Origin of the sequence: Nocardia crassostreae, assembly GCF_001613405.1 — a bacterium.
GTDB classification, from domain to species: Bacteria; Actinomycetota; Actinomycetes; order Mycobacteriales; family Mycobacteriaceae; genus Nocardia; species Nocardia crassostreae.
In genome coordinates this window covers 57473-71154 of record NZ_BDCH01000027.1, presented here as the reverse complement: position 1 = coordinate 71154, position 13682 = coordinate 57473, and the positions used below count along the sequence as shown (strand labels likewise).

At 66.2% G+C, this 13682-nt stretch carries 21 protein-coding genes and 1 pseudogene; 4 read left to right on the top strand and 18 right to left on the bottom strand.

Going from position 1 to position 13682, the window contains the following annotated elements; genetic code table 11:
• Nucleotides 1-45 precede the first annotated feature (45 nt).
• Nucleotides 46-495, top strand: a complete 450-nt coding sequence (locus tag NC4_RS26820) for a TIGR03667 family PPOX class F420-dependent oxidoreductase (RefSeq protein ID WP_067543741.1) — start codon at nucleotides 46-48, stop codon at nucleotides 493-495.
• Here the strand turns inward: NC4_RS26820 and NC4_RS26815 are convergent.
• Together NC4_RS26815 and NC4_RS43260 are read right to left on the bottom strand one after the other, a co-directional pair.
• The gene (locus NC4_RS26815) at nucleotides 467-946 is read right to left on the bottom strand and encodes an HPP family protein (RefSeq protein WP_169814878.1); all 480 of its coding nucleotides are present in this window, start codon (nucleotides 944-946) and stop codon (nucleotides 467-469) included. The two genes, NC4_RS26820 and NC4_RS26815, sit on opposite strands and share 29 nt — an antisense overlap.
• An 8-nt stretch (nucleotides 947-954) precedes the next feature.
• Nucleotides 955-1179 (bottom strand): carboxymuconolactone decarboxylase family protein, encoded by a 225-nt coding sequence (locus tag NC4_RS43260; RefSeq protein ID WP_245721945.1) that lies wholly within the window; start codon nucleotides 1177-1179, stop codon nucleotides 955-957.
• An 18-nt stretch (nucleotides 1180-1197) separates the two neighbouring features.
• Here NC4_RS43260 and NC4_RS43255 point away from each other — a divergent pair.
• Nucleotides 1198-1377, top strand: a pseudogene (locus NC4_RS43255) (CPBP family glutamic-type intramembrane protease); the annotation flags it as partial.
• A 100-nt stretch (nucleotides 1378-1477) separates the two neighbouring features.
• On the opposite strand, the gene NC4_RS26805 reads toward NC4_RS43255, so the two are convergent.
• From NC4_RS26805 to NC4_RS26785, 5 genes are all read right to left on the bottom strand, one after another.
• The gene (locus tag NC4_RS26805; RefSeq protein ID WP_084529814.1) at nucleotides 1478-1888 is read right to left on the bottom strand and encodes a hypothetical protein; all 411 of its coding nucleotides are present in this window, start codon (nucleotides 1886-1888) and stop codon (nucleotides 1478-1480) included.
• Between the two features lie 106 nt (nucleotides 1889-1994).
• Nucleotides 1995-2990, bottom strand: coding sequence for a sulfotransferase domain-containing protein (locus NC4_RS26800; protein WP_067543737.1), 996 nt, complete (start codon nucleotides 2988-2990; stop codon nucleotides 1995-1997).
• Nucleotides 2991-3113: 123 nt separating this feature from the next.
• The gene (locus tag NC4_RS26795; protein WP_084529813.1) at nucleotides 3114-5288 is read right to left on the bottom strand and encodes an MMPL family transporter; all 2175 of its coding nucleotides are present in this window, start codon (nucleotides 5286-5288) and stop codon (nucleotides 3114-3116) included.
• A gap of 36 nt (nucleotides 5289-5324) precedes the next feature.
• The gene (locus NC4_RS26790) at nucleotides 5325-5834 is read right to left on the bottom strand and encodes an EXLDI protein (RefSeq protein ID WP_169814877.1); all 510 of its coding nucleotides are present in this window, start codon (nucleotides 5832-5834) and stop codon (nucleotides 5325-5327) included.
• Between the two features lie 212 nt (nucleotides 5835-6046).
• Nucleotides 6047-6982 carry a LysR family transcriptional regulator gene (locus NC4_RS26785; RefSeq protein WP_067543763.1) on the bottom strand — a complete coding sequence of 312 codons (936 nt, stop codon included), beginning with the start codon at nucleotides 6980-6982 and terminating at the stop codon, nucleotides 6047-6049.
• A gap of 89 nt (nucleotides 6983-7071) precedes the next feature.
• Here NC4_RS26785 and NC4_RS26780 point away from each other — a divergent pair, with 89 nt between their 5' ends.
• Together NC4_RS26780 and NC4_RS26775 are read left to right on the top strand one after the other, a co-directional pair.
• On the top strand, nucleotides 7072-7455 hold the full coding sequence (locus NC4_RS26780; RefSeq protein WP_157555241.1) for a DUF5997 family protein: 384 nt from the start codon (nucleotides 7072-7074) through the stop codon (nucleotides 7453-7455).
• Nucleotides 7456-7473: 18 nt separating this feature from the next.
• Nucleotides 7474-7899 (top strand): pyridoxamine 5'-phosphate oxidase family protein, encoded by a 426-nt coding sequence (locus NC4_RS26775; protein ID WP_067543733.1) that lies wholly within the window; start codon nucleotides 7474-7476, stop codon nucleotides 7897-7899.
• Between the two features lie 112 nt (nucleotides 7900-8011).
• Here the strand turns inward: NC4_RS26775 and rpsQ are convergent, their stop codons facing one another.
• Genes rpsQ through rpsJ form a run of 11 tightly spaced genes read right to left on the bottom strand, consistent with a single transcriptional unit; the run spans nucleotide 8012 to nucleotide 13305 of the window.
• Complete coding sequence (gene rpsQ, locus NC4_RS26770; RefSeq protein WP_067543731.1) at nucleotides 8012-8308, bottom strand: 30S ribosomal protein S17; 297 nt, start codon at nucleotides 8306-8308, stop codon at nucleotides 8012-8014.
• Nucleotides 8305-8544 carry a 50S ribosomal protein L29 gene (gene rpmC, locus NC4_RS26765; RefSeq protein WP_067543729.1) on the bottom strand — a complete coding sequence of 80 codons (240 nt, stop codon included), beginning with the start codon at nucleotides 8542-8544 and terminating at the stop codon, nucleotides 8305-8307. The genes rpsQ and rpmC overlap by 4 nt, the downstream gene beginning before the upstream one ends.
• Complete coding sequence (rplP, locus tag NC4_RS26760; RefSeq protein ID WP_067543726.1) at nucleotides 8544-8960, bottom strand: 50S ribosomal protein L16; 417 nt, start codon at nucleotides 8958-8960, stop codon at nucleotides 8544-8546. The genes rpmC and rplP overlap by 1 nt, the downstream gene beginning before the upstream one ends.
• A 3-nt stretch (nucleotides 8961-8963) precedes the next feature.
• Nucleotides 8964-9779, bottom strand: coding sequence for a 30S ribosomal protein S3 (gene rpsC / locus NC4_RS26755; protein ID WP_067543725.1), 816 nt, complete (start codon nucleotides 9777-9779; stop codon nucleotides 8964-8966).
• Nucleotides 9780-10184: a 50S ribosomal protein L22 gene (gene rplV, locus NC4_RS26750; RefSeq protein WP_067543723.1), complete on the bottom strand. Its 405-nt coding sequence runs from the start codon at nucleotides 10182-10184 to the stop codon at nucleotides 9780-9782.
• Nucleotides 10181-10462 carry a 30S ribosomal protein S19 gene (gene rpsS / locus NC4_RS26745; RefSeq protein ID WP_067543721.1) on the bottom strand — a complete coding sequence of 94 codons (282 nt, stop codon included), beginning with the start codon at nucleotides 10460-10462 and terminating at the stop codon, nucleotides 10181-10183. Before rpsS ends, rplV begins: the two co-directional genes overlap by 4 nt.
• Before the next feature lie 14 nt (nucleotides 10463-10476).
• A complete protein-coding gene (gene rplB, locus NC4_RS26740; RefSeq protein WP_067543719.1) occupies nucleotides 10477-11307 on the bottom strand; it encodes a 50S ribosomal protein L2 in 831 nt (276 codons plus the stop codon).
• Nucleotides 11308-11340: 33 nt separating this feature from the next.
• Nucleotides 11341-11646 carry a 50S ribosomal protein L23 gene (rplW, locus tag NC4_RS26735; protein WP_067543717.1) on the bottom strand — a complete coding sequence of 102 codons (306 nt, stop codon included), beginning with the start codon at nucleotides 11644-11646 and terminating at the stop codon, nucleotides 11341-11343.
• Nucleotides 11643-12323, bottom strand: coding sequence for a 50S ribosomal protein L4 (gene rplD, locus NC4_RS26730; RefSeq protein WP_174566896.1), 681 nt, complete (start codon nucleotides 12321-12323; stop codon nucleotides 11643-11645). The genes rplW and rplD overlap by 4 nt, the downstream gene beginning before the upstream one ends.
• Entirely contained in the window at nucleotides 12320-12985 is a 666-nt protein-coding gene (gene rplC / locus NC4_RS26725) for a 50S ribosomal protein L3 (RefSeq protein WP_067543715.1), read from the bottom strand. Before rplC ends, rplD begins: the two co-directional genes overlap by 4 nt.
• A 14-nt stretch (nucleotides 12986-12999) precedes the next feature.
• Nucleotides 13000-13305, bottom strand: a complete 306-nt coding sequence (gene rpsJ / locus NC4_RS26720; RefSeq protein ID WP_067543713.1) for a 30S ribosomal protein S10 — start codon at nucleotides 13303-13305, stop codon at nucleotides 13000-13002.
• Nucleotides 13306-13682: the final 377 nt, after the last annotated feature.

Sequence of the window (13682 nt, the reverse complement as noted above, 5' to 3'; positions counted from 1 at the left end):
CCGCATCGTGGAATCCCTCCCCCGGGGCGAGCGTTGAGTGGATGCATGACATCCACCGACGCTCGCCCTTCCGATGCGCCCGTAGTCGACACCGCCACCGAACTCGGAGCCAAGGCCGCCGAACGCCTCGCGAACGATGGCATCATCTGGCTCACCACCACCGCCGCCAATGGCACCCCGCAGCCGAATCCGGTCTGGTTCCTGTGGGAGAACGGTGAAATTCTGCTCTTCAGCATTCCCGGCCAGGCCAAGCTGCGGAATATCGTCCGCAATCCGCGCGTCTCGCTGAATCTCAATACCCAGGGCGGCAATGACGTCGTCATTCTCACCGGCACCGCGCGCATCGACGACCAGCCGCCGACCGCCGACGAGATCGCCACGTATACCGAGAAATACACGCCCGGCCTGGCCTCGCTGAACATGACGCCGGAGAAGTTCTACGCCACCTACTCGGTGCCCGTCCGCATTACGCCGGATCGCCTGCGCGGCTTCTGATCCCGCCCATGCGGGAGCGAATTCGATTGCGGGCGAGGTCGAGCGCCACCACGGCGATCGCGCCCGCGATCAATGCGGCCGCGCCCGCCGCGGACCCGGTCGCCCCAACCAGACCGGCCGAAGCGACCGCCGGTGCGTGCATACGGCCGAGGCCCGCCATGGCCGCGGTGGCGACGCCGACGGCAATGATCGCCGCGAGTGCTCCGGGGCCGAGGACCAGGGCGGCGACCAGCCCCGCCGCCACCGACACCGCATGTCCCGCCAGCACGGTCATCGGCCTGGCCGCGGGCAAGGCCGGAGTGGCGGCCAGTACCGCGGCCGAGGCCGCCAGCGGCGGCGCGAAGAACGGTTCATCGGCCAGCGCCTGCACGAGCGCCAGCGGCGCCAGCAGGACCACGGCCGTCAGCGCCGGTTCGGCACTGCGACGGATGGCGGAGTCGCCATCCGGCACGGCCTGAATCATGCTTCGGGCCAATCGTTTTCCGTTCCGGCGACCTTGTTGACGTAGTTCGTCAGGGTCTGCAGCGCGACCAGCGCGACCATCTCCAGCACCTGCTCCTCGGTCCAGCCCGCGGCCAGCGCCGCGGCCTGCTTCGGATCCGCGGAGGTCCCCCGCTTGGCCGCCGCCACCTCGGCGTCGTCAAGCCCGGCCACCCGCTTTCCGAGGTAGGTGTGCGCCTGCACGCAGTACCCGCAGTCATTGGCGGCGCCGACGGTCAGGGCAATGCGCTCGCGGTGGTGGCCACCGCCGCGGCGGGTTGCGTCTTCACCTGGCTGCGCCGCCGCAGCGGCAGTCTGCTCGCCCCCATCGCCCTGCATTGGGCGGTCAATGGCGCGGGCGCGCTGGCCGCCGCGCTGGTCTGGCATGTGACGATGAATTGAGCGGGGCGGACCGGCTGACCTGGGAACAGAGGATGGTGGGTCAGCCGGTCCGGTTCGGTTCGGCCGGAACGAATCCCGCCGAACCGGGTCCATGACTCGCTCAGGAGCCGAGGAAGCCCAGCGGTCCCGCGCCACAGGTGGCGCTGCCGGTGAGCGTGGGCTGCAGGACGTTCACCTTCAATTCCCAGGCGGAGCCCTGTAGCACCGCGAGGGTGTGGGTCCCGGCTTTCTTGGGCGTCCACTGAATGGTGGCCTTGCCATTGGTCGGCTTGATCGGGCTGCCGGAGATGACCAATCCGTTGTCGTAGAACCAGGCCTCGAACCAGTGGTCGAAGGTGGCGGTGATCTCGTAGGTGCAGGCCGCGTAGATATTGCGGGCGTTCACCTCCAAGCCGGTGGGCACCGCCGAGGCGTAGGGCGCGGTGAGCGCCGCCGAACAGGCCATCGCGCCCAGCGCGGTGGCGGCGACGCCCGCGCGCTTGGCGATGCGCTTGTTCATGGACACGGTCATGTCGAAACTCCTTGGTACTGGCCGCATCAGGTGCGGTCTGGCGAACTGTAGCGAGCCGCCTCGGCGCCGCGCGGGAGTTTCGGGAAAAAACTGAAACAGGCTTCGGTCAGATAGGCTCCGAGGGCTTGTTCCAGCCCAGATCGCGCTCGAGAAGCTCGAACAGGCGCTCGTTCCACGGCCGGTAGAACTCCCGCAGCCGCGCCGCGGTCTCGGCATCCAGCGGCGGGAACTCCAGCGGATTGCGATTGAGCACGGTCCGGACCTCCGGCTCGACCTGCGGCAGCCCGAGGAAGTCGTGAATGCGGCACACCGTCTTGGGGATATCGGCGAAGAACTCCTCCGCCGTCACGATGAACACCCGATCGCGGCCGTAGGTGTCCAGCCAGCGGCGCACCGATGGCGCGTAGACGCCGGTCCCGAGCATCGGCATGGACGGCAGCGTGGTCGGCGGCGGCGGGGCGGGAAAGGAGCCCAGGGCCAGCGCCGCGTATTCGGCGAAGGTCCGGCCGTAGGACAGGGTGCGTAAACCGTTGCGACCGCTGAGAAACAGATCCCATTTGTAGTGCGAATAGGCGCGCTCCACCGGATTGCGCAGCATGAGAACGACTTTCGCCTCCGGCCGTACCGAATGGAAATTATCGATGAGCGGAATGTCGTGCAGCAGCGGATCGAAATGACCCACCAGGACGCGTCCGGTACGCGCCGCGACCGCCGACTTCTCGCGCTCGGTCGGGAAATACGGGCCCCACAGCGCCGGAAAACCGTGCCCGATCTCCTTGGTCAGCGGCGCCAGAATGCTCGGGTGCCGCATGAGATACGCGGCCAGATCGGTGGTTCCGCTCTTCAAGGCTCCGACGCAGGTGAAGTCCGGTAGCGCGCGCGGCCCGCCGGATCGGGAACGCCACCACAGCCGCAGCGGCGGCACCGCGCCGAAATAGTGATCCAGTGTCAGGTAGCGCCAGCCCAGGCCGAGGCTGCGCATCGGATGTCGCAGATAACCCTCGCCGTGATAGCGCCGCAGTTGCCATTCTTCGAAAAGGTGTACGCCAGCGGTGAATCGGTCGTCGTCGATACAGGAACTATTGTCGGTTTGCTGGATCATTCGATCCCCCTGTCTTTCAATACAATCCCCTGCCCCTGGATTGATCGAAACACGGTAGCACCACACGACCGGGCCCGCTTCCCGAAGAGGAAGCGGGCCCGGTGTTTTCGAACCGTGATCAGCTCACCAGCGCGCGGAATCCTTTTCCGCCGCGTAGTACGGCTGCGTCCACGAGTGGTCGTTCCACTCCTGCTGACGGGGCTCGGCGTCACCGCCGTGCCCGGGCCACCACTCCTTCTTGCCGATCACCGCCGTCACCGCCGGGGTGAAGAACAGCGCCATGACGAAGGCCGCGATGGCAATGCCGACCGAGATGGCGAAGCCCATCTGCGACATCATGCTGTTGCCGGACAACATCATCGAGGCGAAGGTGCCCGCCAGGATCAGACCGGCCGCGGCAATGGTCGGGCCGGTGTGCCGCACGGCCAGGGCGGCCGAGGTGTGCGTATCGTTGCCCTCCTTGGCCTCCTCGCGCAAGCGCGCCACCATGAGGATGTTGTAGTCGGTGCCGAGCGCGACCACGAACAGGTACATGATGATCGGCAGGTTGAAGATCAGGCCCGACTCGCCCTGCATGTTCTGGAAGACCAGCACCGCCGCGCCGAGCGTCGCCGCGAATCCGAGGAATACCGAGGCGATCAGGTACCACGGGGCCACGAAACTGCGCAGCAGCAGGGCGAGCACCAGCATGATCAGCAGTGCCGCCACCGGGAAGACGACCTTGTAGTCCCGGTTCATGGCGTGCTGGAAGTCGACGAACACCGAGGTCATGCCGCCGACCTCCGCGGTGGTACCGGCCGGGACCGAATTGTGCGCGGTACCGCGCAGCGGGCCCTTGACCGTCTCGAGCGCGGCATCCGATTCCGGAGCCGAACTCAACGTCACCTGATACTCGGCCGTCAACTTGTCCTCGGACAGCAGCGGCTGCGAGACCTGACCGACGCCCTGCACCTGGGCCAGTGCCACACCGTAATCCGTGAGCGCCGATTCCTGCAGCGGCTGACCGGTTTCCGAGTGCAGGTAGACCTGCGACGGCTGGGTGGTCCCGGCGGGCAGACCCTTGAGCAGTTCCTTGCTGTAGACCGCGGATTCGGTGGTGTCCGAGGTGGAGCCCGAGGTCATGTCGAAGGTCGGGTGGAAGCCGAAGGCGAAGACGCCCAGCGCCACCAGCACACCGCCGGAGGCCACCGCGAAAACGCCCGGGCGCTTGCCCATTCCGCGACCGATGGCCGCGAAGCGCGCGCCCTTCGGCTCGTCCCGCCAGGCCTTGGACGGCCAGAACACCTTGGTGCCCAGGAGCGAAACGATCGCCGGAACCAATGTGAGACCGGCCAGCAGGCAGACCGCCACCGCAATGGCCAGCGCCGGACCCATGGCCCGGAACATGCCGAGGGTGGACAACACCAGCGCGCCGAAGGCGATGATCACGGCGGCGGCCGCGGAGGTGATGGCCTCACCGACGCGGGTGACCGCGCCGACCATGGCCGTCTTGGGATCGTCACCGGCGCGCAGTCGCTCCCGGTAGCGGAACATGAGAAACAGGATGTAGTCGGTGCCGACTCCGGACATGACGACCAGCAGCAACGCCTGGATGGAACTGTCGATCTTCAGATCGAAAGCCTCGGCGGTCCAGCCGATCAGGCCGTTGGTGGGCATGGAGATGGCGAAGATGACGAGAATCGGCAGCAGCGCGATCACCGGGCTGCGGAAGATGATCGGCAGCAGTACGAGGATGAGCAGAATGGTGGCGATGCCGACGATGGCGAGCGCCTTCTCACTCGATTCCACCTGGTCCAGGGTCTGCGCCGCCTGACCGGTGATACCGGCCTTCAGCTCGGTGCCGGCCACCTGTTCCTTCAGGGTTTCGCGGAGATCCTTGACCGCGTCGCTCTGCCGCTTGTCATCGGGCGCGGTGACCTTGGTCATGCCGACCGCGACAATCTGGACCAGGCGATTCTCCGACGGAGGCGTCGTCTGAATGCCGGTGACATCGGCGATGTTCTGCTCGGCGAGCTTGCCGCCGACGCTGGCCACCGCGGCCGAGTCCTGCTCGGTCAGCGGCTGGCCGTCCTCGCGGGCGAAGACAATGAGCGCGGCGGGCGGGGCGCTATTGGGAAATGCCTTCTCCTGCAACTCCATGGCCTGGATGGATTCGTAATGCGAGGGCAGGAAGTCCGATTGATCGGTGCTGGCGGTGAGTTTCGGCGCGGTCGCCGCCACCGCGACAATGGCGATCAGCCAGGCGCCGATCACCAGCCACGGGTGTTTGACGACGAAGCGCCCCAGTCCGGAGAACATGCGGGGGAAGTCCTTTCAGGGTTTCGGCCGCGTGAATCAGATGTCGAGGACTTGCGCGGACGGGTTCTGCACCACATCCGCCACAATCCGGTATGCCTTGGCGGGCACCAGGTTTCGCACCTCGGGCAGGGTGTCGACGACTTCCAGGGTGAAATCGCCGTAGCCGTCCTCGAGGCCGACGAACTGCCGCCAGTTGCGCATGTCCTTGATCCAGCTGCCGAGCATGGCGAGCTCGGACTGGCCGGAACGGTTGCGCACCGAGGCGAGCGTGTCCTTCTTCTCCTGGTAGGCCTTCTTGGCGTGCTGGCCGAAGTCGTTCCAGTCGATGTACTGCCGGTGCACCACGAACTTGCGTTTGCGGCTGAGGAAGACCTGGACGATCTCGGTCCCGTTCTTGGTGACCTGCTGTGATTCCGCCAGCAGGCGGCCGGTGAAGCGCTGGGTGCGGCCACCGCCGGGGCCGACGCGCAGCTCGATCTCCTGCATATCGTCGGCGGGCGTGATGTCCTGCGGGTCTGCGGCGGGCTTCTGCATTTCGGGGGCCATGACGTGCTCCAATTCATCACGGAATGCGCATATGGGCATGCGTGTTCGACACGGCACTGCGGGGTGGATTCCGCTGTGCCGCAAGGTTTCTGCGATTTTTCAGGGTTCGGGTGACCGACTATCGTCACCCACGCTCAACACTATAAGTAGACGTATACGTATAGCGCAACCCTGAGTCGACCCTGAACTTTCCCGAATCGGATTACGGCAGGTCAGCGCCCCCGGCGCTCACCCGGCTGCTTGCGCGCGGCCTGCTTCTTGGCGACCGGCTGCGCCTTGCGCAGCTGCTTCTTCGGGCGCTCAGGCTTGGTATCCGCGGCCCGCGTCACCGGTGTGCGCGAGCTGCGTTCCGAGCGGCCGCGCACCACGCCGACGAACTCCTCCACCAGATCCGTGGTGCGCGCGATCGGCCAGGCCAGGGCGATCTCGGTCTCGGGGACATCGGTCATGGTCCGGTAGACCAGATCGTTGCGATGGTGCAGCCGGGCAATGGAATGCGGCACCACGGCCGCCCCGCTCACCGCGGCCACCAGCTCCATGGTCATGGCCGCCTCGTCCAGGTCGGCGGCGTCCTGTACGCGCTCATCGGCGAGATCGGCCGTGCTCACCTGATCGAACAGCGAGATCGGGTGATCCTTGGGCACCACGACCACCGGCGTCTCCCGGTACAGCGGAATCGCGCTCATACCCTCGCGATCGATGGGCAGGCGCACGAAGCACATATCGACGCGGTGCTCGCGCAGCGCGGGCTCCTGCTCCTTCATCGGCACCGGGATCAATTCCAGCGCGATATCCGGGAACCGGTCGGCCCAGATGCGTTCCCACTTGGTGACGGTCACGCCGGGCACGAACCCCACCCGCAGCCGCTGCGTCCCCTCGGGCTCCACGGCCGGGACCTCGGCCGGAGCATTCGCAATGATCGCGCGGGCCTCCTCGAGCACCTGCCGCCCGTCCTCGGAGAGCTGTGTCGGGCTCGCGCCCGGCACGAACAGCTTGGTCCCGAGCTCCTCCTCCAGTTCGATGACCGTCCGGCTCAACCGCTGCCGCGAGATCCCCAGCCCGCGCGCGGCGCGGGCGAAGTGCAACTCCTCCGCAACCGCCACGAACCAGCGCAGACGGGTTACCTCGATGGACTCCAACCGGCTCATTCCACCCAGGTTATTGCACCGCATGCGCGGTTCCCCCCACCACGCCCGATACCCTTACCCGGTGAGCCCGGACAAGAACCCCCAGACCCATGAAGCCGCTGACCGCGGCCGGCAAGCTAGGCATCTACCTCCTCGCAACCCCGGAGGATTTCCGCAGCTCATCGGTGACCCGCGCCCAGCTCGAGGAACTCCGCACCAACCCGCCCCAGTGGCTGCAGGACCTGCGCCGCACCGGCCCCTTCCCCCGCGACGTGACCGCCCGCAAACTCGGCATCTCCAATTCCGCCCTGTCCCGCAACGGTATTCCGGACGCCCTCACCACCGAGCAGATCGACGCCTTCATCGCCGATCCCCCGGAATGGCTCGTGAAGGAGCGCGAGAACCTCGTGGAGGTGCGCAAGGAAGCCGAACGCGTCAAGACCAAGGAAGCCGACCGCCGCGCCGCCACCAACCGGCCCCGCAAGAACTACTGATTTCAGTACCGTGGGGTCATGGCACTGACGTTGCAAGAACGACAGGAATTCCTCGCCCAACCCCTGATCGGAGCCCTCGCCGTCGCCGCGGGGCCGGATCGCGCACCGCTCAACGTCCCCATCTGGTACGACTACACACCCGGTGGAGAACTCTGGATCGTCACCGGTCCGGAATCGAAGAAGATGCGCTGCCTGCAAGCCGCAGGCCGCTTCAGCCTCATGTCGCAGGTGCTCGCGCCCACCGTCCGCTATGTCACCGCGGAAGGGGCCATCACCCGCGTCACCGAGGCGACCGAGGAGATGCATCGGGCGATGGCCGCGCGCTACCTGCCCCCCGCGTCGGTGGAGCTCTACATGAAGCAGGCCGAGTCCTACGGTGACATGGTGGCCGTTTACATGCGGCCGGAGCATTGGCTCTCCGCGGATCTCGGCAGTACCGGATAATTACAAGGCCGCCTGCCCGAAGGGAGAGCGGCCCCACCCCACAAAGCAACAAGGCCCGCTTCCCAACAGGGAAGCGGGCCTTGCTTTTACGACTGGAGAGTCGTGGGAAGGCTTACTTGGCCTTCTCCAGGACCTCGACCAGACGCCACCGCTTGGTGGCGGACAGCGGACGGGTCTCCATCAGCTGCACGCGGTCGCCGACACCGGCGATCTCGTTCTCGTCGTGGGCCTTGACCTTCGAGGTGGTGCGGATGATCTTGCCGTAAAGCTTGTGCTTCACGCGATCTTCCAGCTCGACCACGATGGTCTTGTTCATCTTGTCGGAGACGACGTAGCCGATGCGCACCTTGCGCTGGCCCCGCTCCTCCTGCTTGGCCGGCGTCTTGGCCGGGCCCTTTACGTCGCTCATGCGGCGTCTCCCTTGCCTTCAGGACCGGTGGCCAGGCCGAGCTCGCGCTCACGCATGACCGTGTAGATGCGAGCGATCTCGTGGCGGACCATACGCAGGCGACGGTTGTTCTGCAACTGACCGGTCGCCATCTGGAAGCGCAGGTTGAACAGCTCTTCCTTGGAATCGCGCAGCTTCTGGACGAGCTCCTCTTCGGTGAGCTCGCGCAGCTCTGCAGCCGGAGTTCCGGTAGCCATCAGAACTGCTCCTCTCGCGTCACGATCCGGCACTTCATCGGGAGCTTGTGCATCGCGCGGCGCAGGGCCTCACGAGCGGTCTCCTCGTTCGGGTAGGACAGTTCGAACATGACCCGGCCGGGCTTCACGTTCGCGACCCACCACTCCGGCGAACCCTTACCGGAACCCATGCGGGTTTCGGCGGGCTTCTTGGTCAGCGGGCGGTCCGGGTAGATGTTGATCCAGACCTTGCCGCCACGCTTGATGTGTCGGGTCATCGCGATACGCGCCGACTCGATCTGACGGTTGGTCACGTAGGCGGGCTCCAGAGCCTGGATGCCGTACTCGCCGAACGCGACCGCGGTGCCGCCCTTGGCCATGCCGGAGCGACCCGGGTGATGCTGCTTACGGTGCTTGACCTTGCGGGGCATCAGCATTGGTCAGCCCTCCTGGTTCTCTGCCGGAGCCTCCGCGACGGCAGTCGCGGCACGTCCGGCCTCAGTGCTGGTCGCGGTGGTGCCCTGGGCACCGGAGCGACGGGGACGGCTCGGCCGCTCACGACGCTCGCGACGCTCACCGGCCGGAGCGGCGGTCGCGGTGACCTCACGCTTGCCGCCGACGATGTCGCCCTTGTAGATCCAGACCTTCACGCCGATGCGACCGAAGGTGGTCTTCGCCTCGTACAGGCCGTAGTCGATGTCCGCACGCAGGGTGTGCAGCGGCACGCGACCCTCGCGGTAGAACTCCGAGCGCGACATTTCGGCGCCACCGAGGCGGCCCGAGCACTGCACACGGATGCCCTTGACGTTCGGCGAACGCATGGCCGACTGAATGGCCTTGCGCATCGCGCGACGGAACGCCACACGGTTCGACAGCTGCTCGGCCACACCCTGAGCGACGAGCTGCGCATCCGACTCGGGGTTCTTGACCTCGAGGATGTTCAGCTGCACCTGCTTCTTGGTGAGCTTCTCCAGCTCGGCGCGAATGCGGTCGGCCTCGGCGCCACGACGGCCGATCACGATGCCCGGACGCGCGGTGTGGATGTCCACACGCACACGGTCACGGGTGCGCTCGATCTCGACCTTCGAGATACCGGCCCGCTCCATGCCATTGGCGAGGAGCTTGCGGATCGCGACGTCTTCCTTCACGTAGTCCGCGTACTGCTTGTCCGCGTACTGCTTGTCCGCGTACCAACGCGACTTCCAGTCGGTGGTGATACCGAGGCGGAAGCCATGGGGGTTGATTTTCTGTCCCATTTACTTTGCCCCTCCCTTCCGGCGGTTACGAGTGGCGGCGGGGGAAAGGCTTTGCACGCTCTCGACCTCGATGGTGATGTGGCTGGTGCGCTTGCGGATCCGGAACGCGCGGCCCTGGGCACGCGGCTGGAAACGCTTCATGGTGGCGCCCTCGTCGACGAAAGCCGTCGAGATGACCAGGGTGGCCGGGTTCAGACCGAGGTTGTTCTCGGCATTGGCCGCGGCCGAAGCCACGACCTTGGCCACCGGCTCGCTGGCGGCCTGCGGGGCGAACCGCAGGATGTTCAGCGCGTCCTCGACCCGCTTGCCGCGAACCATGTCCACAACGCGGCGAGCCTTCATCGGCGTCACGCGAACGTGCTTGGCGGTCGCGCGCGCGGTCGGATTCTGAATGTCGTCAGTCATCGCCGCTTGCTCTTCCGATCTTCCTTGACGTGGCTCTTGAACGTGCGCGTCGGCGCGAACTCACCGAGCTTGTGTCCAACCATGTTCTCGGACACGAACACCGGCACGTGCTTGCGGCCGTCGTGGACCGAGAACGTGTGGCCGATGAAATCCGGAATGATGGTGGAACGACGCGACCAGGTCTTGATGACCTGCTTCGTGCCCTTCTCGTTCTGAACGTCCACCTTCTTGAGGAGGTGTTCGTCGATGAACGGGCCCTTCTTCAGGCTACGTGGCATGTCTAACCTCCTCCTTAACGCTTCTTGCCGCGGCGGCGGACGATGAGCTTGTCACTCGACTTGTTGGGGCGGCGAGTGCGGCCTTCCTTCTGGCCCCACGGCGAGACCGGGTGGCGACCACCGGAGGTCTTGCCTTCACCACCACCGTGCGGGTGGTCGACCGGGTTCATGACGACACCACGGACGGTCGGGCGGACGCCCTTCCAGCGCATACGGCCGGCCTTGCCCCAGTTGATGTTCGACTGCTCGGCATTGCCGACCTCGCCGACGGTGGCGCGGCAGCGCACGTCGACGCGACGGATCTCACCGGAGGGCATACGCAGGACGGCGTAGGCGCCTTCCTTACCCAGCAGCTGGATCGACATGCCGGCGGCACGAGCCATCTTGGCGCCGCCACCCGGACGCAGCTCCACCGCGTGAATGGTGGTACCGGTCGGGATCGAGCGCAGCGGCAGGTTGTTGCCGGGCTTGATGTCGGCGCCCGCGCCGGACTCGATCTTCGTGCCCTGGGCAATGCCCTTGGGCGCGATGATGTAGCGCTTCTCGCCGTCCGCGTAGTGCAGCAGGGCGATGTTCGCGGTCCGGTTGGGGTCGTACTCGATGTGCGCGACCTTGGCCGGGATGCCGTCCTTGTCCAGTCGACGGAAGTCGATCAGACGGTAGGCGCGCTTGTGGCCGCCACCCTTGTGCCGGGTGGTGATGCGGCCCTGCGCGTTACGGCCACCGGTCTTGGTGAGCGGACGCAGCAGCGACTTCTCGGGCGTCGAGCGGGTGATCTCGGCGAAGTCCGAGACCGAAGCACCGCGGCGACCCGGGGTCGTCGGCTTGTACTTACGGATTGCCATGAGTTCTTCTCTACTTTCTGAAGTCCCCGCCGCTTACGCGACCGGGCCTCCGAAGATCTCGATGGGCTTGCTGTCGGCCGAGATGGTCACGAGCGCGCGCTTGGTGCTCTTGCGCGTTCCGTAACCGAAGCGGGTCCGCTTGCGCTTGCCCTGACGGTTGGCGGTGTTGACGCTGGTCACCTTGACGCCGAAAACCTTCTCGACGGCGATCTTGATCTGCGTCTTGTTCGAGTCCGGGTGCACGATGAAGGTGTAGGTGCCTTCTTCGATCAGTCCGTAGGACTTCTCGGAGATCACCGGCGCGAGCAGGATGGCGCGGGGGTCGGCGATGATGGTCACTTGCTTTCCTCCTGTGCAGCTTCGGCGGGGCCGTGCACGAAGGCGTTGAGCGCCTCGACCGAGAACACGACCTCGTCCGACTTCAGGACGTCGTAGGTGTTCAGCTGGTCCGGGGCGATCGGGTGCACGCCCTGCAGGTTCGCCACGCTCTTCCACGCGGCCACATCTTCACGGCCGACCACGACCAGGATGTTCTTCCGCTCCGAGAGCTCGGCGAGGAAGGACTTGGCGGTCTTGGTGGACGGGGTCTGACCCGACACCAGCTCCGTGATGACGTGGATGCGCTCGTTGCGGGCCCGGTCCGACAGGGCGCCACGCAGGGCGGCGACCTTCATCTTCTTGGGCAGGCGCTGGGTGTAGTCGCGCGGCTGCGGGCCGTGCACGGTGCCACCGCCGGCGAACTGCGGAGCGCGGGTCGAACCCTGGCGGGCGCGGCCGGTGCCCTTCTGGCGGTACGGCTTCTTGCCACCACCGCGGACGTCGCCGCGGGTCTTGGTGGCGTGCGTGCCCTGGCGAGCCGCGGCCTGCTGGGCCACGACGACCTGGTGCATCAGCGCGATGTTGGCGGTCACGTCGAAGATCTCCGCGGGGAGCTCGACGGTGCCTTCGGTCTTGCCGCCGGCAGCCTTCACCGGAAGCGTCAGGTTGGTCTTCTTCTCAGTGCTCACAGCGCTCACGCCCGGGCACCACCCTTCACTGCACTCTTGACGATCACGATGCCGCCGGTGCGACCCGGGATCGCTCCCTTGATCAGCAGCAGGCCGTTCTCGGCGTCCACCTTGTGGACCGAGAGGTTCTGCGTGGTGACGCGGTCGTTGCCCATACGGCCCGACATGCGCATGCCCTTGAACACGCGACCCGGGGTGGAGCAACCGCCGATGGAACCCGGACGACGGTGCACGGCCTGCGCACCGTGCGAGGCGCCCTGGCCACGGAAGCCATGGCGCTTCATGGTGCCCGCGAAGCCCTTGCCCTTGGAGGTGCCGGTGACGTCGACGTAGCTGCCCTCTTCGAAGGCATCCGCGTTGATCTCCTGGCCGACCTCGAAGGCCGACGCGTCGGCGACGCGCAGCTCGGCGATGTGGCGGCGGGGGGTGACACCGGCCTTGGCGAACTGGCCGGAGACCGGCTTGTTCACCTTGCGCGGGTCGATGGCGCCGAAGGCGACCTGGACGGCGGAGTAGCCGTCGCGCTCAACGGTGCGGATCTGGGTAACGACGTTCGGGCCGGCCTTGACGACGGTCACCGGAACGACGCGGTTCTTTTCGTCGAAGACCTGGGTCATGCCGAGCTTGGTGCCCAGGATGCCCGCGGCCGGACGAGTCTTGTTGTCAGTCATATTCGAAGTCCCCGTCACTGAATGTTGACGTCGACGCTGGCCGACAGGTCGATGCGCATGAGCGCGTCGACCGTCTTCGGCGTCGGGTCGAGGATGTCGATAAGCCGCTTGTGCGTACGCATCTCGAAGTGTTCGCGCGAGTCCTTGTACTTGTGCGGCGAACGGATGACGCAGTACACGTTCTTTTCGGTCGGCAACGGCACCGGGCCGACGACACGGGCGCCGGTGCGGGTCACAGTCTCGACGATCTTGCGCGCAGACGCGTCGATCGCCTCATGGTCGTAGGCCTTGAGCCTGATGCGGATCTTCTGTCCCGCCACGCTGAGTGTCCTTTTCTCCGCTTGCGTTGTGCCCCAGAAGCTCTCGCTCCCAAGACACCCTCATTTGCACAGCCCGAACACACGAAGACGCATCAGCCACCACACGACCGGCCCGCAGGCCCGATCCATCGCCGCTGTTCATCTGTCATGGTTCATCCGGTCCACGCGGTCGGGCGTGTCGCCTCGCCGCTCATTCCTCGGCCCCGGGGATAAATCCTCTGTGGCCTCGAAACATTGTCCCGGACGCACCCGCGCCGCAATCAGCAGGGTGCAAAATTGGGTCATACTCACCCGCGACCTGCACGTTTCCAACGGAAACAGCACAACCCGGTGCGGGCAACCCGAATAGTATGCCTCGAGCCCCAACCCGAGTTCAA